This is a genomic window from Pseudomonas sp. GW822-FHT07A10 (genome assembly GCF_058798795.1).
In genome coordinates, this window is record NZ_JBXAKV010000008.1 from 250,671 (window position 1) to 276,362 (window position 25,692).

Genomic DNA, 25,692 nt, shown 5'->3' on the forward strand with positions numbered 1-25,692 from the left:
CTGTAACGGCTTGTCCGGACGCTACTGTTAATCGCTGCCAAGACTTGTCAGCACACCGAATCCTCTGATCGAGATACACAAGTGATCGAAAATCTACGCAACATCGCCATCATTGCCCACGTTGACCATGGTAAAACCACCCTGGTAGACAAACTCTTGCGTCAATCCGGCACCCTGGAACGCAACGAGCTCAACGACGAGCGCGTGATGGACTCCAACGACCAGGAGAAAGAGCGCGGTATTACCATTCTGGCGAAAAACACCGCCATCAACTGGAACGGCTACCACATCAACATCGTGGACACCCCGGGCCACGCCGACTTCGGCGGTGAAGTTGAACGCGTAATGTCGATGGTCGACTCCGTTCTGCTGCTGGTTGACGCTCAAGACGGCCCTATGCCGCAAACCCGTTTCGTGACCAAGAAGGCGTTCGAAGCCGGCCTGCGTCCAATCGTGTGCATCAACAAGGTTGACCGTCCAGGCGCGCGTCCGGACTGGGTTCTGGACCAGATCTTCGACCTGTTCGACAACCTGGGTGCTACCGAAGAACAGCTGGACTTCAAAGTCGTCTACGCCTCGGCCCTGAACGGCATCGCCGGTCTGGACCACACCGACATGGCTGAAGACATGACCCCGTTGTACCAGTCGATCGTCGACAACGTACCGGCTCCTAAAGTTGACCGTGAAGGCCCGTTCCAGATGCAAATCTCGGCACTGGACTACAACAGCTTCCTGGGTGTTATCGGTGTTGGCCGTATCGCTCGTGGTAGCGTCAAGCCGAACACTCCAGTCGTGGCCATTGGCGCCGACGGCAAGAAGCGTAACGGTCGTATCCTGAAGCTGATGGGTCACCACGGCCTGCACCGTATCGACGTTGAAGAAGCGTTTGCCGGTGACATCGTGTGCGTTAGCGGTATGGACTCGCTGTTCATCTCCGACACCCTGTGCCAGCCGGACAACGTCGAGGCGATGAAGCCTCTGACCGTTGACGAGCCAACCGTTTCCATGACCTTCCAGGTAAACGACTCGCCTTTCTGCGGTAAAGAAGGCAAGTTCGTGACTTCCCGTAACATCAAGGAACGTCTGGATAAAGAGCTGCTGTACAACGTTGCACTGCGCGTTGAAGAAGGCGACTCGGCTGACAAGTTCAAGGTTTCCGGCCGTGGTGAGCTGCACCTCTCGGTACTGATCGAAACCATGCGTCGCGAAGGCTTCGAAATGGGCGTTGGTCGTCCGGAAGTGATCATCCGTCAAGTTGACGGCGTGAAGCAGGAACCGTTCGAAAACGTAACCATCGACACCCCTGAAGAATCCCAGGGCAAGGTCATGGAAGAGATGGGCCTGCGTAAAGGCGACCTGACCAACATGGTGCCGGATGGCAAAGGCCGTGTTCGTCTGGAGTACAACATCCCTGCTCGCGGTCTGATCGGTTTCCGTAACCAGTTCCTGACCCTGACCAACGGTGCTGGCATCCTGACCTCGATCTTCGATCGCTACGACACCATGAAGTCCGGCGACATGTCCGGTCGTCAGAACGGTGTTCTGGTATCGGTAGAAACCGGCAAGGCGCTGACCTACTCCCTGGAAACCCTGCAGGCGCGTGGCAAGCTGTTCGTTGAACACGGTCAAGAGATCTACAACGGTCAGATCGTTGGTCTGAACAGCCGTGACAACGACATGGGCGTCAACCCAACCAAAGGCAAGAAGCTCGACAACATGCGTGCTTCGGGTAAAGACGAAACCATCGCTCTGGTTCCACCTGTTCGCTTCACTCTGGAACAGGCCCTGGAATTCATCCAGGATGACGAGCTGTGCGAAGTGACACCTAAGTCGATCCGCCTGCGTAAGAAGATCCTGGACGAAGGCGAGCGTACCCGCGCTGCCAAGAAAGCCAAGAACTGAGTTAACTCAGGCTGAATGAAAACGCCCCCGGTCGAAAGGCCGGGGGCGTTTTTGTTTGTCTGGCTGTAGCAGCTGCCGAGCTTGCGAGGCTGTGTTCGACAGCGCAGCAGTCGTGAAATCAAACGCTGCGGTGCATCATATAAATCGTGTTTTCAGGCCTGCGACTGCTGCGCTGCCGAACGCAGCCTCGCTGGGGCTCGACAGCTGCTACGGGGATCGAGGCGGCTTTAAAACTTTTCGAGGGTGCGGCTGGAGCTGCTGGTCTCGCGCACCACTTCTTTAGGCTTGTACGCGCAATACCCTGGCCGCGGTCCGATCTTCGGGTGGTTGCGGCAGGTGTCCGGGCGCTTATCATAAATAGTGCACAAACGGCTTTTACGATCCAGGTACAGGCAATCGTTGTTGCTCATGCGCTGGAGGGTGAAGATCTCGGACTTCTGGTTGTAGCGCTCGACAATCCCTTCCTTCTGCAAGCGCTTGGCGATGTTCTTGGGTGGATCGCCCAGTTCGAATTCGTCGACGATGCCGATACGGATCAGATCCTTGATCTTGACTTCGACCGGCAGCGTGCAGCAGCTGGACATGCACGAGCCGCACATTGGGGCAGAGTACTTGGCCCAGGTATCGAGGCGATCGATTTCCGCGGCGGCGATCAGGTTGGGCTTCATCATCGGTTGTTACCAGCGTGTGCATCAGGGCGCGCGATCATACCGGGACTGGTGGATTTTTGAACAACCTTTCGCCAGATTTTTTTGCTTGTCGCAAAATAGTCCTGTGTCCGGCACGGCCCCTGCATTGTTTCTGGCACACGACAACGTAATGTCGATCTATCTCGTACTAACAGGAAAAACTGCCGAACCAGAGTCTCTATGGTCTGTCAGACCGACTAGGCTCAGACAACTTCACGCTCGCTCGAGGTCTTATCGATGACTCAAGAACCACTTGTTCGCGAAGCAGAGGTGGCCGCATTCCGCGACGCCGTCTTGACCAAGCTCACTTACGCGGTGGGTAAAGACCCGGATCACGCCTTCGACCATGACTGGTTCGAAGCCATTGCCCTGGCGGCGCGTGATCACATGGTCGAGCACTGGATGGACCACACCCGGCAGATCTACCGCAAAGGCCAGAAGCGCGTTTATTACCTTTCCCTTGAATTTCTTATCGGTCGCTTGCTCTACGACAGCCTGAGCAACCTCGGCTTGCTCGATGTGGCCCGCGAGGCCATGACCGAACTGGGCGTCGACATCGAACGCATCCGTCTGCTGGAGCCCGATGCGGCACTGGGCAACGGTGGCCTCGGGCGTCTGGCGGCATGCTTTATGGAAAGCATGTCGACCCTCGGCATCGCCGGCCATGGTTATGGTATTCGTTATGAACACGGTTTGTTCCGCCAGGCCATCGTCGACGGCTGGCAGCAGGAGCAGACCGAGCACTGGCTGGACTTCGGCAACCCGTGGGAGTTCGAACGGCCAGAGGTGGCCTACCCGATCGGTTTCGGCGGCAGTGTCGAAACCGTGACCGATGAAGCCGGCAAGTCCAGGCAAGTCTGGTCCCCGTCGGAAACCGTGCGGGCCATCGCCTACGACACCCCGGTGGTCGGTTGGCGTGGTGCAAGCGTCAACACCCTGCGGCTGTGGCGCGCCCGGGCTATGGAAGAATTGCATCTGGAGCGCTTCAACGCGGGCGACCACTTGGGCGCGGTCGCGGAAGTGGCCTGGGCAGAAAGTATCTCCCGCGTGCTTTACCCGGCGGACAGCAACGAGGCCGGCCAGGAGTTGCGCCTGCGCCAGGAATATTTCTTCGTCTCCGCGTCCTTGCAGGACTTGTTGCGTCGCCATCGCAACATGCACACCTCGGTGCTGACCCTGGGCGATCACGCGGCCATTCAACTCAACGACACTCACCCCTCGATCGCCGTGGCCGAACTGATGCGTCAGTTGGTCGACGTCTATGACGTGGCGTGGGATGCGGCGTGGCAGATCACGGTCGACACGCTGTCGTACACCAACCACACGCTGTTGCCGGAAGCGCTGGAAACCTGGCCGGTCAGTCTGATGGAACGGATGCTGCCCCGGCACATGCAGATCATTTACTTGATCAACGCCCAGCACATCGACTCGTTGCGAGCCAAAGGTGTTCACGATTTCGACGTGCTGCGTGCGATTTCGCTGATCGAAGAAGACAACGGTCGCCGCGTGCGCATGGGTAACCTGGCATTCCTGGGTTCCCACAGCGTCAATGGCGTGTCCGGCCTGCACACGCAGCTGATGCGCAGCACGGTGTTCTCCGAGCTGCACAAGCTTTACCCGGACCGGATCAACAACAAGACCAATGGCATTACCTTCCGCCGCTGGCTCTATCAGGCCAACCCCGAACTCACCTCCATGCTGGTCGACGCCCTCGGCCCGAGCCTGCTGGACAACCCCGAGGAGCACTTGCTCGCGCTGGAGCCGTTTGCCGAGAAGACTGCATTTCGCAAGCAGTTCGCCGAACAGCGGCTGCACAGCAAGAAAGCCCTGGCGTATCTGATTCATGAGCGGCTGGGGATCGCGGTCAATCCGGCGGCGATGTTCGATGTGCAGGTCAAGCGGATCCACGAATACAAGCGTCAGTTGCTTAACCTGATGCATACCGTTGCGCTGTATCAGGCGATTCGTGCCGAGCCGGAAATCGATTGGGTGCCGCGGGTGAAAATCTTCGCCGGCAAGGCGGCGGCCAGTTATCACCAGGCCAAGCTGATCATCAAGCTGACCAACGACATCGCGCGGGTGGTCAACAACGACCCGACGGTGCGCGGTTTGCTCAAAGTGGTGTTCCTGCCCAACTACAACGTCAGCCTGGCCGAGAGCATCATTCCGGCGGCGGACTTGTCGGAGCAGATTTCCACTGCCGGCTTCGAAGCCTCGGGCACCAGCAACATGAAATTCGGCCTCAACGGCGCGCTGACCATCGGTACCCTGGACGGGGCCAACGTGGAAATGTGCGAGCGCATCGGTGCCGAGCACATGTTTATTTTTGGTCTCAGCGCCCAGCAAGTGGAAGCGCGCAAGCGTAACCATGAATTCAACGCAGCGCCGGACATTGCCGCCTCCCATCGGCTCAACGACGTGCTGCAAGCGATTCGCAGCGGGGTGTTCTCACCGGACGATCCGTCCCGTTATACCGCGCTGATTGATTCGCTGGTGGACTACGACCGCTTCCTGGTCTGCGCCGATTTCGACTCTTACTGGAACGCGCAGATGCGGGTCGAAGCTCACTGGCACGACTCGAAAGAGTGGTGGCGCTCGGCGGTATTGAACACTGCGCGGATGGGCTGGTTCTCGTCCGACCGGACCATTCGCGAGTACGCAACGGATATCTGGAAGGCTTTGGAGTAATTTTTAGCAACAAATGTGCGCAAGGCCCAACGTCCGTTGGGCCTGATCGATATACTAAGCACCAACCTGACCCAGTGTGGGAGCGGCGCACTGCCGCTCCCACACTGGATTCCGGGTGCCTGCTCACTAGACTGAGCCAGAGGCTGTATCGCACGGATCAGCCCCGCCACGGGGCCGCTTAGGGATATCGACCATGCAATGGATGTTCATGCTGATTGGGCTGCTGCTGGGCTGGATGCTTGACGAGTCGTTCAGCGAGGCGCTGTTGGGCGCTTTGCTCGGGCTGGGTCTCGGCCAGGCCATTCGCATTGGCCGCTTGAGTACTCAATCGACCGAGCAGCGACGCTTGCTTGATCAGGCTCAGGTTGCGCTGAATGCGGTCGAGCAGCGACTGGCGTTGCTGGAGGTGTCGGGTGCCAAGGCACCTGAACCAGGCGAACCGGTTGTCAGCGAACCTGCTGAGTCGCCTGAAATCATTCTTGAGCAAGCCCCTGTCGCACCCCCGGAGCTGGTCTGGGAGCTACCCCCCGAATTCGAACCCATCACTGTGGCCGCTGCCGAAACCAGTCGTCCGTTGCCCGCCGATGTCTGGCAGCCCGAGCCGGTCGCCCGCGAACCGCAGCAACCGGTGGAGCCGCGCGGCCCGAACTTCATCGAGCGCGCCATCAGCGGCGCACGCAACTGGCTGTTCGGCGGCAATACCGTGTTGCGGGTCGGTGTGGTGCTGTTGTTCCTCGGCCTGGCCTTCCTGTTGCGCTATGCCACAGAAGGCATGGTAGTGCCGATCGAGTTGCGTTACGCCGGCGTTGCGGCGGCGGCCTTGGGCCTGCTCGCGCTGGGCTGGTGGCTGCGACTGCGCAACAGCAACTACGCGCTGATGCTGCAAGGCACCGGGATCGCGGTGTTGTACCTGACGGTATTTGCCGCGATGCGTCTGCATCCGTTGCTTGATCCAAAGGCAGCATTGGGTCTGTTGGTGGTGGTGACGGTGTTCTCGGCGATTCTCGCCATTACCCAAAATGCGTTGGGCCTGGCCGCCGCTGCCGCGTTGGGCGGTTTCGCCGCGCCGATCCTGACCTCCACTGGCGCCGGCAATCACGTCGCGTTGTTCAGCTATTTCGCCCTGCTCAACGCTGGCATCCTCGCCATCGCGTGGTTCAAGGCCTGGCGGCTGCTCAACCTGATCGGGTTTGTCGGCACCTTCGGCATCGGCTTTGCCTGGGGTCTGCGCTCCTATAGACCGGAGTTGCTGTGGAGTACCGAGCCGTTCCTGATTCTGTTCTTCCTGATGTACCTGGCCATCGGTTTGTTGTTCACCCGGCGCAAGTTGCTGGAGATGAGCGACGCGCCCGAGGACGACAGCCGTGAAGCGCTGCTGCGCTGGTCGGCGCACAAGGGCGATTACGTCGACGGCATGATGCTGTTCGCGCCACCGTTGGTGGGCTTCGGTCTGCAGTTCGCACTGGTGGAGCACTTTGAATTTGCCGCGGCCTTCAGCGCCTTGGCCCTGGGCATTATTTACATGAGCCTGGCCCGGTTGCTGATGGGTGGTCGAGCACTGTTGTTGGCCGAAACCTGTCTGGCGCTGGGGGTGATCTTCGCCAGCCTGGCGATCCCTCTGGGGCTTGATGCGCGTTGGACTGCCGCAGCCTGGGCGGTGGAAGGCGCGGGGATTTTCTGGCTCGGCCTGCGTCAACGACGGCCGCTGGCGCGGGCCTTTGCCTTGCTGTTGCAATTGGGCTCGGCGTTGGCCTTTATCAGCGAATTGCGCAGCGGCGAGAGCAGCCTGCTCGACGGTGCGCCGCTGGGGGCGTTGATGCTCGGCGTGGCGCTGCTGTTCAGCTTCTACCAATTACGCAAAGCGTTGCCTGAACAAGCGTTGCCGTGGGAACGCCAGGGGTTGCCGGTGCTGGCCTGCCTGGGCCTGACGTTCCTCTATCTGCTGGCGCCGCTGTTTTTCTTCACTCACGGCACGGCGATCAGTTGGGCGCTGGCCGGGTTGGCGACGCTGTTCGTCGGCCTGCGCCTGCAATCGCGGGCGTTCCTGTTCAGCGCGTTTGCTGTGCAACTGCTTGGCGGTGCGTTGTTCCTGGTGCGGCTGCGAGGGGCGAGCGGAGACTCGGCTGCGGTGTTCAGCGCCGGCTGGAGCGGTTTGCTCAGCGCATCTTTGATCGGGCTGGCACTGATCGCCGGCATGTTGTTGGCGGCCCGGGACGAAATGGTGCGCAGTGACGTACGTTTGCTGCGTGGCTTGTCAGTGGTGCTATTGGCCGGTCTGGTGCTGATCAACCTGGCTGTGCTGTTCGTGTTGCCGTGGCAAACCGCGAGTGCGGTGTGGGCGGCCAGTGGTTTGTTCATCATCTGGCTGAGTCTGTACCTGAAGCAGCGGGTGAGTTTTGTCTTTGGTCTGCTGTTGCAGGTGATCGGCGGCGTAGCGTTCCTGTTCGCCGGGCCGGACCTGCTCGGGCCGCTGCTCAGCGAAGGCTTGCGACCGTTGGCGCATAGCGGGTTCTGGACGCCGCTGGTGCTGGGGCTGGCGGCATTTGTCGGGGCCTGGCGTCTGCAGCTAGGCAACCATGCTTCGGCTTTCGATGTGTTGAGCCTGCAGCGCTTGTCCGAAGTGTTGCTGGTGTGGGGCACGGGTTGGTGGGCACTGGCGTGGATCAGCGAAGTGCTGCGTTTTGCGCCTGTGAACCTGCAAGCGACGTTGTTGCTGGCGGTCGCGGCGGTGAGTGTGGCGCTGTGGGCGGTGCTGGCGCTGCGCCTGAAGTGGTCGTCGCTGGGCTTGCTCTGCACCTTGCTGATTCCCGCCGCCGGTCTGGTGTTGCTCGCGGCCTGGCATTCGCGTTATCACCCGGCCGCCAACTTCGGCTGGCTGGTTTGGGCCGCGGTGTTCGTCGTGCATTTCACCTCGCTGCGGCGGCTAGCGCCAATGTTGCCCGAAAAAGCCCTGAGCACCGCCCATGTGCTCGGTTGCTGGCTATTGATCGGCGTGTTGGCCCTGGAGCTGCGTTATGGCTTGCTGCTGTTGTCGGAGCAGTACAACGCCTGGCGTTGGCTGGGTTGGGCGATTCTGCCGAGCCTGTATCTGGTGCTGATGGCCGCACCGCGTGCGTGGCCATGGCCAGTGTCGGCTTATTCCCGCGAGTACCGGGTCTATGCCGCTGCGCCGTTGGCGGTGTTGATGCTCGGCTGGTTCTGGCTGGCGAACATCGCCAGCGACGGCACCGCCGAGCCATTGCCCTATGTGCCGCTGATCAACCCGCTGGAGCTGGGCCTGTTGTTCGCCCTGTTCGGCGTTTATGTCTGGTCCCGCAACGCAGTCACGCAACTGGCGATCCGCAAGGATTACACCGATAACGCCACGCAGGTGATTGCCGGTGTTGCACTGTTCGCCTTCTTTACCGCGCTGGTGATGCGCGCGGCTCACCACTGGGGTGGCGTGCCGTTCGCGCTGGATCTGCTGCTTGAATCGATGCTGGTGCAGGCCGGCCTGTCCATCGTTTGGACCCTGATGGCCCTGAGCCTGATGATCGGTGGGCATCTGCGTCACCGCCGTGAAGTCTGGCTGATCGGCGCAGGGCTGATCGCGCTGGTGGTCGCCAAGCTGTTCTTCGTTGAATTGAGTAACCGTGGCGGGTTGGCGCGGATCGTGTCGTTTATCGGCGTTGGCGTGTTGCTGTTGGTGGTGGGCTATTTCGCCCCGTTGCCACCCAAGCGTGCCGAAGCCGTGCCGGATGCTGAAAAACCGGCCCCTGAAACCGAAGGAGCGTCATCTTGAGTCAGAAGCTGAACCTGGGCTGGTGGGCTGCTGTTGTGCTGGGTGTGACACTGTCGGCTGGCGCGCAGGAAAAACCTGCGGATTTCGCCACGCAGGTGCCATTGTCTGTGAGCGGCGAGGGCCCGTGGTATCGCCTGGAATTGCCCTTGGGCGTGCAACTGAACGCGCGGCAAACCGATCTCAGCGATGTGCGTGTGTTCAACGCCGCCGGTGAGCCTCAGGCGTACGCTCTGGCCCGAGAGCCTGCGCAGACCCGCGAAAACCGCACGCTGACCGACGTAAAGTGGTTCCCGTTGTACAACTCGGCGGATGCCAGCGAACGCACGCCAAGCGTACGGGTGCAATCGAACACCAACGGCACGTTGATCGAAGTGCAGCCGTCCAGCCAGTTGGAGGCGGGCGAAGAAGAACTGCGCGGCTGGTTACTCGATGCCAGCGGCATCAAGGCGCCGTTGCAGCAATTAATCCTCGACTGGACCAGTGAACGCGACGGCTTCCAGCGTTTCAGCATCGAGGCCAGCAACGATTTGCAGCATTGGCAGTCGTGGGGTGAAGGGCAGGTGGCGCGTCTGACGTTTGCTGACGAACGGGTCGAGCAACATGAAGTCGGCCTGCCGGGGCAATCGGCGCGCTATCTGCGTTTGCTTTGGAATTCGCCTCAGTCGGCGCCAGTGCTGACCTCGGCGCAACTGGAAAGCACCAATCCTCGCACCTTGCCGCTGCCGTTGGTCTGGTCGCAACCCCTGGCCGGCAGCAGCGTGAAGGCCGGTGAGTACATCTGGCAATTGCCGATGGGGTTGAACGTCCAGCGTTTGCAGATCGAGCTGAATCAGCCCAACAGCCTGGCACCGGTAACGTTGTCGGGGCGCCGGGAGACCAGCCTGCCGTGGCAACCGCTGACCAACGGTTTGCTCTATCGCCTGACCCAGAATGGCCAAGACGTGGTGCAGAACGAATTGCAGTTGTCGGGACAGACCGTGCAGCAATTGAAGCTGACGGTAGATGAGCGCGGCGGCGGCCTGGGCGCCGAAGCACCCACCGTGCGGTATGCCGTGCGCTCCACGCAACTGGTGTTCCTGGCACGCGGTGCCGGGCCTTATACGCTGGCGCTGGGAAGTGCGACGGTGAAGGCTGCAAGCTTGCCGCTGTCGACGCTGATTCCCGATTACAGCGCGGCGAAGCTGGCGACGCTGGGCAAGGCGACGGTGGACGGCGGGGCCGTGGTGACCCCGGTGGCGACAGCGCCCACGGTGCTGGGCACGAACTGGAAAAAGATCGGGCTGTGGGCGGTTTTGCTGCTCAGTGTGCTGTTTCTGGGGGGGATGGCATTCAGTTTGCTGCGCAAGCCTGCTGCTAAATCCTGAGGATGGCTGGCGCTGCGCGCCAGATCGCGGGCAAGCCGCTCCTGCAGGGGCGAGGCTTGCCCGCGAAGACGTCCTTCCTGCCACCAAAAATATCGAAACTGGCGCCCAATCCCGGCCCATTTCCAACTACGCTCAACCCCGCGCATGAACTCTATTGGGTGTATCACGTCTGATAGGAGGAAATGCGCCCCGACTCGCGTTAAACTGCGCGGGTTTTTAGCCCCCCATTCCTCCGGAGCCGTCCATGTCCCGCGTTACCCTGAGTCGCTATTTGATTGAGCAGACCCGCAGCAACAACACTCCTGCCGATCTGCGTTTCCTGATCGAAGTGGTGGCGCGTGCCTGTAAGGAAATCAGCCACGCCGTCTCCAAAGGCGCCCTGGGTGGTGTCTTGGGCAGCATGGGCACTGAAAACGTCCAAGGTGAAGTGCAGAAGAAGCTTGATGTGATGTCCAACGACATCCTGCTCGAAGCCAACGAATGGGGCGGTCACCTGGCCGGTATGGCATCCGAAGAAATGGACAATGCCTACCAGATCCCGGGCAAATACCCGAAAGGCGCGTACCTGCTGGTGTTCGACCCGCTGGACGGTTCGTCGAACATCGACATCAACGCGCCGGTCGGTACGATCTTCTCGGTGCTGCGTTGCCCGAACGAATACCTGACCCAGAACGAGCCTTTGAACGAAAAGGCCTTCCTGCAGCCAGGCACTCAGCAGGTTGCCGCCGGTTACGCGATTTACGGTCCACAGACCATGCTGGTGCTGACCCTGGGCAATGGCGTCAAAGGCTTCACCCTGGATCGTGAAATGGGCAGCTTCGTACTGACCCATGAAGACATCACGATTCCGGAGTCCACGCAGGAATTCGCGATCAACGCGTCCAACAAGCGTCACTGGGAAGCGCCGGTACAACGTTACGTCGACGAATTGCTGGCTGGCGATGAAGGCCCGCTGAAGAAGAACTACAACATGCGTTGGGTCGCCGCGATGGTGGCTGACGTGCACCGCATCCTGACCCGCGGCGGTCTGTTCATGTACCCACGCGACAGCCGCGAGCCGTCGAAGCCGGGCAAACTGCGCCTGATGTACGAAGCCAACCCGATGTCGTTCTTGGTGGAGCAAGCGGGTGGCGCATCCACTGACGGCCACCAGCGCATCCTCGACATCCAGCCGGAAGGCCTGCACCAGCGTGTTGCGGTGTTCCTCGGTTCGAAAGAAGAAGTTGCCCGCGTCACGGCTTACCACAAGGAATAAAACATGACCGCGCCCTGGCAGCCGTTACTCGAATGGTGGTTTGGATCTTTCGAATCACCCAACGAAATAGCGGCTGACAAGGGCAAGTTATGGTTCGGCAAGCGTGACAGTCAGGACCTCGAAGCGCGGATGCGTTTCGGGGATCTGGTCGAGCAGGCACTGGCCGGCGGATTGACCGAATGGGCGCAACGCCCCGAAGGTTGGCTGGCCCTGGTGCTGTTACTCGATCAATTGCCGCGAATGATCTTTCGCGACACCCCCAAATCCTTTTCCGGCGACGTCAGGGCCCAGGCACTGGTGGCGCAAGGCATTGCCGCGGATTTCGATCGGCAACTGCGACCGATCCAGCGGGTTTTTATCTATCTGGTGTTCGAGCACTGCGAAAACCTGGCGGTGCAGAACGAAGCGGTTTCGCGGTTTCTCGATCTGGTTGAACAGCAACCCGAGGCGGATCGGGCGGTGTTTGCCAGCAACCTGGATTACGCCGAACGGCATCAGAAGATCATTGCGCGATTTGGGCGGTTTCCCCATCGCAATGCGGTGTTGGGGCGTGAGTCTACGGCTGAGGAGCTGGAGTTTTTGAGTGGGCCGGGGTCACGGTTCTGACTCACGGATTCCCTTGCAGCAGTCGTTTCATCAGCAGTGTCGGCAGGTTTTTTCGCATATCGGCAATGATGTGGACGTAAACCGTTTGCTCCCGCACTTCATAAATGATCCGGTTCATTGCTGAGAGAATTTGTCGATATTGGCTGAGATTGAGCTTCTCGATCTCTTCCGGGACTGGCCCTGCATAGGGCTGACTTCCCAAATGGCGGATGGCTGCCTTTAGATTGGCGTAGGTGTTTTGCCATGTCTGTGCAGAAAACTGTTTGGTGAGATAAGTACGAATTTCTTTGAGGTCTGTTTCGGCGGATTGAAGAATGACGACCTTTAAACTCATTGATGGTCGGCCTTGTCCAAATCCGCGAAGACGTCTTCAGCATCCCGAAACTTGCCCTCTTCAATCTCCCGATTACCCATCGCCAAGAGCTTCAAAAGAGCCATTGTGTCTTCTTGCTCTTCAAAGCTTTTCACATCCATGACCACGAGCTTCGCTTCACCATTTTGGGTGATCACCAAGGGTTCACGGTTCTCTGTGATTGTTTTGACGATTTCCGCAGTGTGGCTTTTCAGGTAACTGATCGGTTTTATTTGAGATGAAAGCTTCATGGAGTGAGCCTCGCCAGATTGAATAGGACTGAGTTTAGTCTTAATTCAGTCCTGCGTCAGGTTCTGCCGACCGGCGTTCTTTTGTAGAGCATGAGCCCAAGGCTTCAGACAATCATTGCGCCTGATACCGCCTTCGCGGGCAAAAGCACTAGATCCGGAAACTCCCCACCAATTGCTTCAACCGCGCCGCTTGCTGCTCAAGATCAGCACAGGCACGCAAAGTCGACTGCAAGTTCTCCACGCCTTCCTGGTTCAGCGTGTTGATCTCGGTGATGTCGACATTGATCGATTCCACCACGGCGGTCTGTTCTTCGGTCGCGGTAGCCACCGACTGGTTCATCCCGTCGATCTCGCCGATGCGCTGCGTCACGCTGCCCAGGCGTTCGCCGGCCTGGTTGGCGATGCCGACGCTGCTTTCGCTCTGGCGCTGGCTGTCGGTCATGGTGCTGACCGCTTCCCGGGCGCCAACTTGCAGCTCCTCGATCATCTTCTGCACTTGCTGCGCCGAATCCTGAGTGCGGTGGGCGAGGTTGCGTACTTCGTCGGCCACCACGGCGAAGCCACGGCCGGCTTCACCGGCGCGCGCCGCTTCGATGGCCGCGTTGAGGGCCAGCAGGTTGGTTTGCTGCGAGATGCTGGTGATCACTTCCAGAATCTGTCCGATGTTCACCGTGTTGCTGTTCAGGGTTTCGATGTTGCCGCACGAATCGCTGATTTTTGCCGAAAGCTGGTGCATCGCGGCGATGGTTTTATCCACTACCTGCTGACCCTCTTCGGCCAGGCTGCGCGCGTCGCTCGAATGTTGCGAGGCGAGGGCGGCGTTCTGGGCGATTTCCTGGGCGGCGGCACCGAGTTGGTTGATCGCTGCCGCGACGCTGCTGGTGCGTGAGGCCTGTTGATCGGAGTTGAACATCGATGAGTTCGAGGCCGCCACTACGCGCAGGGCAACTTCGTTGACCTGGCCGGTGGCCGAAGATACTTCGCGGATCGAGGTGTGGATACGCTCGACGAAACGGTTGAACGAGGTGCCCAGAGCACCGAATTCGTCCTGGCCGTGAATGGTCAGGCGTTTGGTCAGGTCGCCTTCGCCCTCGGCGATGTCATGCATGGCGCGGCCCATGATCAGCAGAGGCTGCATCAGTACGCGGATCAACATGCTCAGTAGCGCGATGATGATCACCACGGCGATGACCATGGCGATGATCGCCGAGGTGCGGAATTCGCTGAGCATCGAGAACGCGGTTTCCTGATCCAGCACCAACGCCACGTACCAGTCCGCCGACGGCACACCGTTAACGTGGGTGAAGGAGATGAACTGGGTTTTGCCGTCCAGTTCGACTTCTTTCAGGCCCGGGCTGACTTTCGGCGCGCCGTTGGGGTAGGCGTCGGCCAGGTTCTTGAGCACCAGTTTGCTGTCCGGGTGGATCAGGATCTTGCCGTCGGCGCTGACAATGAACGCATGGCCATGACCGCCGAAGTTCAGCGAGTTGATGATCGCGCTGACGCTGGACAGGTCGATATCCGCGCCGGCGACGCCAATCATCTGGCTCTGGTACTTCACCGGCGTGGCCACGGTGATCACCAGTTTGCCCGACGACGCCGCGATGTAGGGTTCAGTGACGATGGTCTGTTGCGCGTTGTTGGCTGCCTTGTACCAGCCACGGGCGCGAGGGTCGTAGTCCGCAGCGCGGTTGCCGGCCGGGATCGAGAACATCACGCCATCGGTGCCGCCGAAGTAGCTCAGCTGGAAGTTGCTGGTATAGGCCGGCAGGTCGATAGCGCGTTTGAGATTGGCCGGGGCGCCGCCGTCCACGGCGATCTGCTGGGACAGCGATTGCAGCAATTGGATGCGGCTTTCCAGCCAGGTCTGGATGTTACTGGTGGTCAGGCTGCCGAGTTCCTGCATCGAGGACTCGGTACTGCTGCGCAGGGTTTGACGCTGGCGGTAATCGTTGAACAGGATGAAACAGGCGAATGCAACGGCCACCACGAGAGCGGCTGCCAACAAGATCTTGTGGCTGAATTTCATGTTTCTGGTCATTAAATGATCTACCGCGCAGTGGCTGGTCAGCAAAGGGGCGTCAATTTGCCACAGTCGAGGGCTTGGCGCTGCTTTTATGTCGACTGGCCAGCGCCAAAGATTAGGCGGGTATTGACGAAAACCGACGAAATACCCAATGACCTGAGAAAGGGGCTGATTTATCGGTAAAAGGCTGACGAGTGGCCTAATAAATAGGCGGACGGTCGGGGAACCAGATTAGGGTTTTCTCTTCTAAGCTTCTGGTTGGCAACATGCCACCTCTCTTCCGCTCCAGGAGTTACACCATGTCGCTGCGTTCTATCGCCTTGCTCTCGTTCTGCGTGCTGTTGGCCGCGTGCAGCAAGATCAATCAGGAAAATTATTCGAAGCTGTCGACCGGCATGCCCAAGGCCCAGGTTGAAACCTTGCTGGGCAAACCCACCGACTGCTCGGGCGCACTCGGCATGTCCAGCTGCACCTGGGGCGACAAAAACAGCTTTATCAGCGTGCAGTATGCCGGTGACAAAGTGCTGATGTTTTCGGGCCAAGGCCTGAAGTAAACCGGGGCTTTTCGCCCACGGGAGAAAAAAATAATGAAGCGGTTCCTGATCGTTCTTTTTGCCGGCCTGGTATTGGCCGGCTGCGCCTCTTCTGGCGTAGATCCGTTGGCGCCCAAGACCGTCAATAGTGTCAACCTCAAGCGTTACCAGGGAACCTGGTACGAATTGGCGCGTCTGCCGGTGTATTTCCAGCGTAACTGTGCGCAATCCGAAGCCCATTACAGCCTCAAGCCTGACGGTGAGATGGCGGTGCTGAACCGCTGCCTGACCTCGCAATGGCAATGGGAAGAGGCCAAGGGCAGGGCTTATCCACAGGTACCCGGCAAGGCCGACAAACTGTGGGTCGAGTTCGATACCTGGTTCTCGCGATTGATACCCGGTGTGTCGAAGGGAGAATACTGGGTGTTGTACGTCAGCGATGACTACAAGACCGCGATTGTCGGCGACCCGAGCCGCCATCATCTCTGGCTGCTGTCACGGACCCCGACGGTCAATGGCGTAGTGCGTGAAGAACTGCTGAGCAGGGCGCGTCAGCAGGGCTATGACACGACGCGACTGATCTGGCGTACGTCGGATGCCAAGATGGCCAAGACCTCAAACTAACGGTCACCGAAGAGCAAAAACTGTGGGAGCGAGCAGGCTCGCTCCCACAGTTTTTTTGCGTCAGCCCAAGAGATCGCGCAGGACTTGGGTGAATGCCCGGTTACTCTCTTCCTCGTCGGCATGCCGCCCATCGCGCACGACCCACTGGCCATTGACCAGCACATCCCGGACCTGGCGATCGCCACCGGCAAACAGCCAACGATTGAGAATCCCGTCGCCACTGGCTGTCGCCAGGTATGGATCGTTGCCATCCAGCACCAACCAATCTGCGCGCTTGCCGACTTCCAGGGCGCCGATCGGCTGCCCCAGCGCCTGGGCGCCGCCATCCAGCGCTGCGTCGTACAGCGTGCGGCCGACCATCGGCTGATTCGCGCCATACAACCGATTACGCCGCTGATCGCGCAGACGCTGGCCGTATTCCAGCCAGCGCAATTCTTCAACCACGCTCAACGACACATGGCTGTCGGAACCGATACCCATGCGCCCGCCCTGCGCCAGGAAGTCCACCGCCGGGAAAATCCCGTCGCCGAGGTTGGCTTCAGTGGTCAGGCACAGGCCGGCGATGGCGCGGCTCTTGGCCATGAGCGTGACTTCTTCCGGGTTGGCGTGGGTGGCGTGGACCAGGCACCAGCGTTGATCGACCTCGGTGTTTTCGTACAGCCATTGCAGCGGACGGCGACCGCTCCAGCTCAGGCAGTCGTCGACTTCCTTCTGCTGCTCGGCGATGTGAATGTGCACCGGGCACTGCTTGTCGCTGGCCGCCAACACTTCGCTGATCTGCTGTGGGGTTACCGCGCGTAACGAGTGGAAACACAAACCGAGCGACTGCGCCGGTTGCTGCGCCAGAATCGGCTGCAAACGCGACTGAAGCTTCAGGTAGTTTTCGGTGCTGTTGATAAAGCGGCGCTGGCCTTCGTTCGGGGTCTGGCCGCCAAAACCGGAATGGCTGTAGAGCACCGGCAGCAAGGTCAAACCGATACCGGCGGAGCTGGCCGCCTGGCTGATGCGCAGTGCCAGTTCGGCTGGGTCCGCATACGGCTGGCCATTATTGTCGTGATGGACGTAATGAAATTCAGCGACCGATGTGTAACCGGCCTTGAGCATTTCGATGTACAGCTGACGGGCGATAACGCCGAGTTGGTCCGGGCTGATTTTTCCGACGAGCCGATACATCAGATCGCGCCAGGTCCAGAAACTGTCATTCGGATTACCCGCCACTTCCGCAAGTCCTGCCATGGCCCGCTGGAAGGCGTGGGAGTGTAAATTCGGCATTCCCGGCAGCAGCGGACCGCTCAACCGTTCGGCGCCATCTGCGTGGGAATCGGCCTGGATATGGGTCAGCACGCCATCGGCGTTGACTTCAAGACGTACATTGTTGGCCCATCCACTAGGCAGCAGCGCGCGTTCGGCAAAGAAGGCGGACATGGTTCAGCACCCCATCGTGTGTTATTTGTATATACATATACAGACGTTTGCCTGCTCGGTAAACTCCGGCAAGCTAGCAACCTCTAACAAATGAACAAGGATTAACCGTGCCGACTCCGCCTGCAGTCTCCCCGTTGGCCGCGAACATGGGCGACAGTCCGGCGCCCTTGTACGCCCGCGTAAAACAGATGATCACCCAGCAAATCGACAGTGGAAACTGGCCGCCGCACTACCGCGTTCCGTCGGAAAGCGAACTGGTCAACCAGCTGGGTTTCAGCCGCATGACCATCAACCGCGCCCTGCGCGAGATGACTGCCGACGGCCTGTTGGTGCGTATGCAAGGCGTCGGAACGTTCGTCGCCGAGCCGAAAAGTCAGTCTGCGCTGTTTGAAGTGCACAACATCGCCGACGAGATCGCCTCCCGTGGCCATCGTCACACGTGCAAGGTGATCACCCTCGAAGAAGAGGCCGCCGGTTCCGAGCGGGCCCTGGCCCTGGACATGCGCGAAGGCCAGAAGGTGTTCCACTCGCTGATCGTGCATTTCGAGAACGATATCCCGGTGCAAATCGAAGACCGTTTCGTCAACGCGCTGGTGGCGCCGGACTACCTCAAGCAAGACTTCACCCTGCAAACGCCTTACGCCTATCTGAATCAGGTCGCGCCGTTGACCGAAGGCGAGCATGTGGTCGAAGCGATTCTCGCCGAGCCGTCCGAGTGCAAGTTGCTACAGATTGAAAAGGGCGAACCGTGCCTGCTGATTCGTCGCCGCACCTGGTCCGGCCGTCAGCCAGTGACCGCTGCCCGCTTGATCCACCCCGGTTCCCGTCATCGTCTGGAAGGGCGGTTCCATAAATAAGAGCCATAAGTAGAGAGACATAAATGGGGCAGTTGAAGGTCTTACGCGCAACCGATTACCCGCGCATGCCGTGGAAGAACGGCGGCGGCAGCACTGAAGAAATCACCCGTGATACGGGGGTAGGTCTTGATGGTTTTGGCTGGCGCCTGTCGATTGCCGACATTGGCGAGTCGGGCGGTTTTTCCACCTTTGCCGGTTATGAGCGGGTGATCACCGTACTGCAAGGCGAGGGCATGACCTTGCGCGTCGATGGCCAGGACACGCGGGCGTTGTTACCGCTGGACCCGTTTGCCTTCAGTGGCGAAAGTCATGTGTCCTGCGCGTTGCTCGGTGGACCGATTCGCGACTTCAACCTGATTTATGCGCCGGATCGTTACAGTGCGCGGTTGCAGTGGCTGGAAGGCAAGCAGCGGTTTTTTAGTGAAGCCGGGACTCTGCTGGTGTTCAGTGTCAGTGAAACACTTGAAGTGAAGGTCGGTAACAAAGCATCGCAACTCAGTCGCCATGATTGCCTGCAGCTGGACGGTAACGTCGGTCTGCAGGACGTCGCCATCAATGGTTCGTGCTGCGTCATTGAGCTGACTGCACGCTGATCCAATATCGAGTCGCCTCTATCGCGGGCAAGCCTCGCTCCCACAAGGTCGATGACAATCTTGTGGGAGCGATGCTTGCCCGCGATGCTTTTCGTCCTCGCAAATCCGTTCCCCATCGCGCACCAATTTGTTACCGAACGCCCCAGCGTGGCGCAAAACCATGCTCAAGTAACAACCAGCACGTCCCCGAATAAATCCCCGCGAAAAATTTCACTTACGCCAGAACCCTTGATCCAGGCGCTTTCCAGCCCTGTAAGAAATTTTCTTGGATGCTCATTCAACAAGTTGGCCGCTTGATTGCATATGCTTGTATGTACAAGTAAAGACGTATGTGTATGAGTCACGAAGACTCAACCATCGTCCACTGATTCGCTGATGTGCACTGATGCCCATCGGCTTGCTCGCCCACTGCCTGGGTTGGTTTGGATTGATTGCTGAGGAGTTCTTTTCGTGACTGAGAATAAACCTACGACCGCTTCTTTTACTAAGCACCGTGACGTTGAAATCCGCGCATCGCGTGGTAACAAGCTGACCGCCAAGAGCTGGCTGACTGAAGCGCCGCTGCGCATGCTGATGAACAACCTCGACCCGGAAGTCGCCGAGAACCCTAAAGAACTGGTGGTTTACGGTGGTATCGGTCGTGCGGCACGTAACTGGGAATGCTACGACAAGATCGTCGAAAGCCTGACCAACCTGAACGACGACGAGACCCTGCTGGTGCAATCCGGCAAGCCGGTCGGCGTGTTCAAGACCCACAGCAACGCACCACGCGTTCTGATCGCCAACTCCAACCTGGTACCCCACTGGGCGAACTGGGAGCACTTCAACGAACTCGACGCCAAAGGCCTGGCCATGTACGGCCAGATGACCGCCGGCAGCTGGATCTACATCGGCAGCCAGGGCATCGTTCAAGGCACCTACGAAACCTTCGTCGAAGCCGGTCGCCAGCATTACAACGATGATCTGAAAGGTCGTTGGGTCCTGACCGCAGGCCTCGGCGGCATGGGCGGCGCTCAGCCTCTGGCTGCAACCCTGGCCGGCGCTTGCTCGCTGAACATCGAATGCCAGCAGGTCAGCATCGATTTCCGTCTGAAAAGCCGTTACGTCGACGAGCAAGCCAAAGACCTCGACGACGCCCTGGCCCGTATCGCCAAATACACTGCCGAAGGCAAGGCGATCTCCATCGCCCTGCTGGGCAACGCCGCGGAAATCCTCCCGGAACTGGTCCGTCGTGGCGTGCGCCCGGACATGGTCACCGACCAGACCAGCGCCCACGACCCGCTCAACGGCTACCTGCCGGCCGGCTGGACCTGGGACGAATACCGCGCCCGCGCCAAGACCGAACCTGCTGCCGTGGTCAAAGCCGCCAAGCAATCGATGGCCGTGCACGTTAAAGCGATGCTGGACTTCCAGAAAATGGGGGTTCCGACCTTCGACTACGGCAACAACATCCGTCAGATGGCGCAAGAAGAAGGCGTGGAGAACGCATTCGACTTCCCGGGTTTCGTACCGGCTTACATCCGTCCACTGTTCTGCCGTGGCATCGGCCCGTTCCGTTGGGCTGCGCTGTCGGGTGATCCGCAGGACATCTACAAGACCGACGCTAAAGTCAAAGAACTGATCCCGGACGACGCCCACCTGCACAACTGGCTGGACATGGCTCGCGAGCGCATCAGCTTCCAGGGTCTGCCGGCACGTATCTGCTGGGTTGGCCTGGGTCTGCGCGCCAAGCTCGGTCTGGCGTTCAACGAAATGGTCCGTAGCGGTGAATTGTCCGCGCCAATCGTGATCGGTCGCGACCACCTGGACTCCGGTTCCGTATCCAGCCCGAACCGCGAAACCGAATCGATGCAGGACGGTTCCGACGCCGTGTCCGACTGGCCACTGCTCAACGCTCTGCTGAACACCGCGAGCGGCGCGACCTGGGTTTCCCTGCACCACGGCGGCGGCGTCGGCATGGGCTTTTCCCAGCACTCCGGCATGGTGATTGTCTGCGACGGTACTGACGAAGCGGCCGAGCGTATCGCTCGCGTGCTGCACAACGACCCGGCCACCGGTGTCATGCGTCACGCCGACGCGGGTTACCAGATCGCGATCGACTGCGCCAAGGAACAAGGGCTGAACCTGCCGATGATCACCGGCAAATAAGAGAAAAGACCACTGCAGGAGCTGTCGCGGCAGCTCCTGCAGAGATCACGATGTTGCAGACCCAACAATAAGCGGGGCGGGTCGCGCGTAGCGCAGGCCTGATTGGACGTGGACAGGGCTGGATGCCTCTTGACTGCCGTAAGCCAACTCATGATTAGGAGCGTCACACAATGAAATCGAACAAGACCCTGCTGACCACTTTGCTTTCCATGGGCCTGCTGGCCAGTGCCGGTGCTACCCAGGCGGCTGGCTGGTGCGAATCGGGTAAACCGGTGAAATTCGCCGGCCTGAACTGGGAAAGCGCCATGCTGCTGACCGACGTGCTGCAAGTCGTGTTGGAGAAAGGCTACGACTGCAAGACCGACAGCCTGCCGGGCAACTCCATCACCATGGAAAACGCCCTGAGCAGCAACGACATCCAAGTGTTCGCCGAAGAGTGGGTCGGCCGCAGCGAAGTCTGGAACAAGGCCGAGAAGGCCGGCAAGGTCGTCGGTGTCGGCGCTCCGGTGGTGGGTGCCGTCGAAGGCTGGTACGTGCCGCGCTACGTGATCGAAGGCGACGCCAAGCGCAAACTGGAAGCCAAGGCGCCGGACCTGAAAAACATTGCCGATCTGGCTAAATATTCCGCGGTATTCAAGGACGCCGAAGAGCCATCCAAAGGGCGTTTCTACAACTGCCCGGCCGGCTGGACCTGCGAGCTGGATAACAGCGAAATGCTGAAAAGCTACGGCCTGGAAAACAGCTACACCAACTTCCGTCCAGGCACCGGCCCGGCGCTGGATGCGGCGGTACTGTCGAGCTACAAGCGTGGCGAGCCGATCCTGTTCTACTACTGGTCGCCAACCCCGCTGATGGGCCAGATCGACGTGGTCAAACTGGAAGAAAAACCGGGTGTCGACAAGCGCGTGACCATCAAGGTCGGCCTCTCCAAGACTTTCCACGAGCAGGCCCCGGAACTGGTGACCGTGCTGGAAAAGGTCAACCTGCCGATCGACCTGTTGAATCAGAACCTGGGGCGTATGGCCAAAGAGCGGATCGAGTCGCCAAAACTGGCCAAGATCTTCTTGAAGGAACATCCTGAAGTCTGGCACGCGTGGGTGAGCGAAGACGCAGCCAAGAAAATCGACGCGGCCTTGTAGGTTGAGCCTCTCCGACTGTCGGCAACGGCAGTCGGATGCTTGATCGCAACCCCTTGATTGAGAGTCTCTTATGTTTCCCGAAAGCTTTACCTTTTCCATCGCCGACTGGGTCAACGGTTGGGTCGATACGCTGGTCACCAACTACGGCGACGTGTTCCGCAGCATCTCTGACACCCTGCTGTGGGCCATCGTCAATCTTGAAGGGCTGCTGCGTGCGGCGCCCTGGTGGCTGATGCTGGCGATCGTGGCGGGCGTGGCCTGGCACGCGACCCGCAAAGTCGTGACCACGGCGGTCATCGTCGGCCTGCTGTTCCTGGTGGGCGCGGTCGGTCTCTGGGACAAGCTGATGCAGACCCTGGCGCTGATGATGGTGGCGACGGTCATCTCGGTGCTGATCGGCATTCCGTTGGGCATTCTTTCTGCGCGCAGCAATCGCCTGCGTTCGGTGTTGATGCCGTTGCTGGACATCATGCAAACCATGCCGAGCTTCGTGTACCTGATCCCGGTGCTGATGCTGTTCGGCCTGGGCAAGGTCCCGGCGATTTTCGCTACCGTTATTTACGCTGCGCCGCCGCTGATCCGCCTGACCGATCTGGGTATTCGCCAGGTTGACGGTGAAGTGATGGAAGCGATCAACGCCTTCGGTGCCAACCGCTGGCAGCAACTGTTCGGCGTGCAACTGCCGCTGGCCCTGCCAAGCATCATGGCCGGGATCAATCAGACCACCATGATGGCCCTGTCGATGGTGGTGATCGCCTCGATGATCGGTGCCCGTGGCTTGGGTGAAGACGTATTGGTGGGGATTCAGACCCTCAACGTCGGACGTGGTCTTGAGGCCGGTCTGGCGATCGTGATTCTGGCAGTGGTGATCGACCGCATTACACAGGCGTACGGTCGTGCACGGCATGAGGTGAGCAAATGAGCAACGCAGCCATCAGCAAGATCGAAGTCAAAAACGTCTTCAAGATTTTCGGCAACCGTTCCAAGGATGCGCTGGCCATGATTAGCCAGGGCAAAACCAAAGACCAGGTATTGGCCGAAACCGGTTGCGTGGTCGGCGTGAATGACCTGTCGCTGAGCATCGGCACCGGCGAGATCTTCGTGATCATGGGCCTGTCGGGTTCCGGCAAGTCGACCCTGGTGCGTCACTTCAACCGCCTGATTGACCCGACCAGCGGCGCGATCCTGGTGGACGGCGTGGACATCCTGCAATACGACATGGAAGCCTTGCGCGAATTTCGCCGGCACAAGATCAGCATGGTGTTCCAGAGCTTTGGCCTGCTGCCGCACAAAAGCGTGCTGGATAACGTCGCCTACGGCCTGAAAGTGCGTGGCGAGAGCAAGCAGATGTGCGCCGAGCGCGCGCTGCACTGGATCAACACCGTGGGCCTGAAGGGCTACGAAAACAAATACCCGCATCAGCTTTCCGGCGGTATGCGCCAGCGTGTGGGCCTGGCTCGCGCCCTGGCGGCGGACACTGACATCATCCTGATGGACGAAGCTTTCAGCGCCCTCGACCCGCTGATCCGCGCCGAAATGCAGGACCAGTTGCTGGAACTGCAAAAGACCCTGCACAAGACCATCGTCTTCATCACCCACGACCTCGATGAGGCCGTGCGCATCGGCAACCGCATCGCGATCCTCAAGGATGGCCGGCTGATTCAGGTCGGCACGCCACGAGAGATCCTGCATTCGCCGGCGGATGAGTATGTAGACCGGTTCGTACAGCGGCGGGCTGCGGTGGTTTGAGGTTGATGATTGGCGAGTGGTGAGATCCATTGTGGCGAGGGGGCTTGCCCCCGTTGGGCTGCGGAGCAGCCCCAAAAAATCTGCGACCGCTTCGCGCTCGAACGGGGGCAAGCCCCCTCGCCACAGGGTTTCATTGATCAATAGAATGTGTATGAGGCTCTAGATGTCCCAGGCTGAAAAAATCGTTATCGCCGATGCCCCGTTGCGTTGGCAGGATGTGGTCGCGGTCGCCCGCCACGGCGCGCAGCTTGAGCTGTCGGCCCAAACCTGGACGCGGATCGAGAATGCCCAGGCGATCGTCCAGCGCATCGTCGCCAGCGGCGAGCGCGCCTATGGCGTCAACACCGGCCTGGGCGCCTTGTGCAACGTCTCGCTCAAGGACGAACAACTCAGCCAGCTGTCGCGCAACACCTTGCTCAGCCATGCCTGCGGCGTCGGTGCTCCACTGTCCGACGAGCAGACTCGCGCGATTCTCTGCGCCGCGATCCACAACTACAGCCATGGCAAATCCGGCATTCACCGCCGGGTGGTCGAAGCGTTGCTGGCGCTGCTCAATCGCGGCATCACTCCGCAAGTGCCGTCCCAGGGGTCGGTCGGTTACCTGACCCACATGGCCCACATCGGCATCGCGCTGCTGGGCGTCGGTAATGTCAGCTATCGCGGGCAGATCGTTTCTGCACAACAAGCCTTGGCCGAAGAAGGGCTGCAACCGGTTCAACTGGGTGCCAAAGATGGTTTGTGCCTGGTCAACGGTACACCGTGCATGACCGGCCTCAGCTGCCTGGCCCTGGCCGATGCAACGAACCTGGTGCAGTGGGCCGATGTGATCGGCGCCATGAGCTTCGAAGCCCAGCGCGGCCAGATTGCCGCGTTCGATGCCGAGATCATTGCGCTCAAACCGCATCCGGGCATGCAACAGGTGGGTATCAATCTGCGAGCGTTGCTCGACGGCAGTGAAGTGATCGCCAACAGCAAAGGCATTCGCACTCAGGATGCATTAAGCATCCGCTCGATTCCGCAAGTGCATGGCGCTGCCCGCGATCAGCTGGAGCACGCCAGAAAACAGATCGAAACCGAGCTCAACTCCGCGACCGACAACCCGTTGCTGCTGGGCACGCCGGACAATTTCCGCGTCATGTCCCAGGCCAATCCGCACGGCCAATCAGTTGCTTTGGCGGCTGACTTGCTCGCCATTGCCATGGCCGAAATCGGCTCTATCGCCGAGCGTCGCCTGGACCGCTTGGTCAACCCGCACGTCAGCGGTTTGCCGGCCTTTCTGGTGGCCAATCCGGGCGTGAATTCCGGGATGATGATCGTGCAATACGTCGCCGCGTCGCTGTGTGCGGAAAACCGCCAGTTGGCGCAACCGGCGGTGCTCGATAACTACGTCACTTCGGGCTTGCAGGAAGACCACCTGAGCATGGGCACCAACGCCGCGCTGAAGCTGCATCGCGCGTTGGAAAACTGCACGCAGATCCTCGCCATCGAGTACCTGTTGGCGGCTCAGGCTTTTGAATTCCTGAAAGAACAACGCTTCGGCGCCGGCACCGATGCCGCGTGGCGCCTGCTGCGCGAACGTATTCCGGCCTACGACCAGGACCGCTGGCTGGCGCCGGACATCGCCAGCGCCGCTGCTGTTTTGAAAGACCCGATTTTGCTGCACAAGGCTGTACCGAACCTCAACTGATTTCCACAACCACCAGCGTGCCA

Annotated in this window: 20 protein-coding genes and 1 pseudogene; 15 read left to right on the plus strand and 6 right to left on the minus strand. The window is 59.8% G+C overall.

The genetic code is table 11. From position 1 onward, the window contains the following. Positions 1-81 precede the first annotated feature (81 nt). Positions 82-1,902: a translational GTPase TypA gene (gene typA, locus AC1RL4_RS15970; RefSeq protein WP_008028025.1), complete on the plus strand. Its 1,821-nt coding sequence runs from the start codon at positions 82-84 to the stop codon at positions 1,900-1,902. Between the two features lie 227 nt (positions 1,903-2,129). Here the strand turns inward: typA and AC1RL4_RS15975 are convergent, their stop codons facing one another. Then, on the minus strand, positions 2,130-2,570 hold the full coding sequence (locus tag AC1RL4_RS15975) for a YkgJ family cysteine cluster protein (protein WP_026286653.1): 441 nt from the start codon (positions 2,568-2,570) through the stop codon (positions 2,130-2,132). Positions 2,571-2,828: 258 nt separating this feature from the next. On the opposite strand from AC1RL4_RS15975, the gene AC1RL4_RS15980 reads away from it, so the two are divergent. From AC1RL4_RS15980 to AC1RL4_RS16000, 5 genes are all read left to right on the plus strand, one after another. Beyond that, positions 2,829-5,279, plus strand: a complete 2,451-nt coding sequence (locus AC1RL4_RS15980; protein ID WP_019581812.1) for a glycogen/starch/alpha-glucan phosphorylase — start codon at positions 2,829-2,831, stop codon at positions 5,277-5,279. A gap of 193 nt (positions 5,280-5,472) precedes the next feature. Continuing rightward, on the plus strand, positions 5,473-9,060 hold the full coding sequence (locus AC1RL4_RS15985; RefSeq protein ID WP_230173965.1) for a DUF2339 domain-containing protein: 3,588 nt from the start codon (positions 5,473-5,475) through the stop codon (positions 9,058-9,060). Beyond that, the gene (locus tag AC1RL4_RS15990; RefSeq protein WP_230173963.1) at positions 9,057-10,424 is read left to right on the plus strand and encodes a DUF3999 domain-containing protein; all 1,368 of its coding nucleotides are present in this window, start codon (positions 9,057-9,059) and stop codon (positions 10,422-10,424) included. The genes AC1RL4_RS15985 and AC1RL4_RS15990 overlap by 4 nt, the downstream gene beginning before the upstream one ends. A gap of 244 nt (positions 10,425-10,668) precedes the next feature. After that, positions 10,669-11,679 (plus strand): class 1 fructose-bisphosphatase, encoded by a 1,011-nt coding sequence (locus AC1RL4_RS15995; RefSeq protein ID WP_007933966.1) that lies wholly within the window; start codon positions 10,669-10,671, stop codon positions 11,677-11,679. Between the two features lie 3 nt (positions 11,680-11,682). Then, positions 11,683-12,285: a DUF924 family protein gene (locus tag AC1RL4_RS16000; protein ID WP_018929191.1), complete on the plus strand. Its 603-nt coding sequence runs from the start codon at positions 11,683-11,685 to the stop codon at positions 12,283-12,285. A 1-nt stretch (position 12,286) separates the two neighbouring features. Here AC1RL4_RS16000 and AC1RL4_RS16005 read toward each other — a convergent pair whose 3' ends face one another. The 4 genes and pseudogenes from AC1RL4_RS16005 to AC1RL4_RS16020 all read right to left on the minus strand — a co-directional run. After that, entirely contained in the window at positions 12,287-12,619 is a 333-nt protein-coding gene (locus tag AC1RL4_RS16005) for a type II toxin-antitoxin system RelE/ParE family toxin (RefSeq protein ID WP_230173961.1), read from the minus strand. After that, positions 12,616-12,888, minus strand: coding sequence for a type II toxin-antitoxin system Phd/YefM family antitoxin (locus AC1RL4_RS16010; RefSeq protein ID WP_019581817.1), 273 nt, complete (start codon positions 12,886-12,888; stop codon positions 12,616-12,618). The genes AC1RL4_RS16005 and AC1RL4_RS16010 overlap by 4 nt, the downstream gene beginning before the upstream one ends. Positions 12,889-13,036: 148 nt before the next feature. After that, positions 13,037-13,801 (minus strand): methyl-accepting chemotaxis protein, encoded by a 765-nt coding sequence (locus tag AC1RL4_RS16015; RefSeq protein WP_370695245.1) that lies wholly within the window; start codon positions 13,799-13,801, stop codon positions 13,037-13,039. Between the two features lie 93 nt (positions 13,802-13,894). Beyond that, positions 13,895-14,929 (minus strand): annotated as a pseudogene (locus tag AC1RL4_RS16020) (HAMP domain-containing protein); the annotation flags it as partial. 284 nt (positions 14,930-15,213) lie between these two features. Here AC1RL4_RS16020 and bamE point away from each other — a divergent pair. Together bamE and AC1RL4_RS16030 are read left to right on the plus strand one after the other, a co-directional pair. After that, positions 15,214-15,468, plus strand: a complete 255-nt coding sequence (gene bamE, locus AC1RL4_RS16025; protein ID WP_018929189.1) for an outer membrane protein assembly factor BamE domain-containing protein — start codon at positions 15,214-15,216, stop codon at positions 15,466-15,468. A gap of 33 nt (positions 15,469-15,501) precedes the next feature. Then, positions 15,502-16,071, plus strand: a complete 570-nt coding sequence (locus AC1RL4_RS16030) for a lipocalin family protein (RefSeq protein ID WP_018929188.1) — start codon at positions 15,502-15,504, stop codon at positions 16,069-16,071. A gap of 60 nt (positions 16,072-16,131) precedes the next feature. Here the strand turns inward: AC1RL4_RS16030 and AC1RL4_RS16035 are convergent, their stop codons facing one another. Further along, positions 16,132-17,496: a formimidoylglutamate deiminase gene (locus tag AC1RL4_RS16035; protein ID WP_204123945.1), complete on the minus strand. Its 1,365-nt coding sequence runs from the start codon at positions 17,494-17,496 to the stop codon at positions 16,132-16,134. 146 nt (positions 17,497-17,642) lie between these two features. Between AC1RL4_RS16035 and hutC the strand changes: the two genes are divergently transcribed. From hutC to hutH, 7 genes are all read left to right on the plus strand, one after another. Beyond that, entirely contained in the window at positions 17,643-18,353 is a 711-nt protein-coding gene (gene hutC, locus AC1RL4_RS16040) for a histidine utilization transcriptional repressor HutC (RefSeq protein WP_161793960.1), read from the plus strand. Between the two features lie 23 nt (positions 18,354-18,376). Further along, positions 18,377-18,946, plus strand: a complete 570-nt coding sequence (locus AC1RL4_RS16045) for a HutD/Ves family protein (protein ID WP_230173957.1) — start codon at positions 18,377-18,379, stop codon at positions 18,944-18,946. A gap of 450 nt (positions 18,947-19,396) precedes the next feature. Beyond that, complete coding sequence (gene hutU, locus AC1RL4_RS16050) at positions 19,397-21,094, plus strand: urocanate hydratase (RefSeq protein ID WP_028939605.1); 1,698 nt, start codon at positions 19,397-19,399, stop codon at positions 21,092-21,094. A gap of 170 nt (positions 21,095-21,264) precedes the next feature. Continuing rightward, the gene (locus tag AC1RL4_RS16055; RefSeq protein WP_018929183.1) at positions 21,265-22,233 is read left to right on the plus strand and encodes an ABC transporter substrate-binding protein; all 969 of its coding nucleotides are present in this window, start codon (positions 21,265-21,267) and stop codon (positions 22,231-22,233) included. A 70-nt stretch (positions 22,234-22,303) separates the two neighbouring features. After that, positions 22,304-23,155 (plus strand): ABC transporter permease, encoded by an 852-nt coding sequence (locus tag AC1RL4_RS16060; RefSeq protein WP_018929182.1) that lies wholly within the window; start codon positions 22,304-22,306, stop codon positions 23,153-23,155. Then, positions 23,152-23,982: a quaternary amine ABC transporter ATP-binding protein gene (locus AC1RL4_RS16065; RefSeq protein ID WP_018929181.1), complete on the plus strand. Its 831-nt coding sequence runs from the start codon at positions 23,152-23,154 to the stop codon at positions 23,980-23,982. The genes AC1RL4_RS16060 and AC1RL4_RS16065 overlap by 4 nt, the downstream gene beginning before the upstream one ends. Positions 23,983-24,145: 163 nt before the next feature. Then, on the plus strand, positions 24,146-25,669 hold the full coding sequence (gene hutH, locus AC1RL4_RS16070; RefSeq protein WP_028939606.1) for a histidine ammonia-lyase: 1,524 nt from the start codon (positions 24,146-24,148) through the stop codon (positions 25,667-25,669). Positions 25,670-25,692 lie beyond the last annotated feature (23 nt).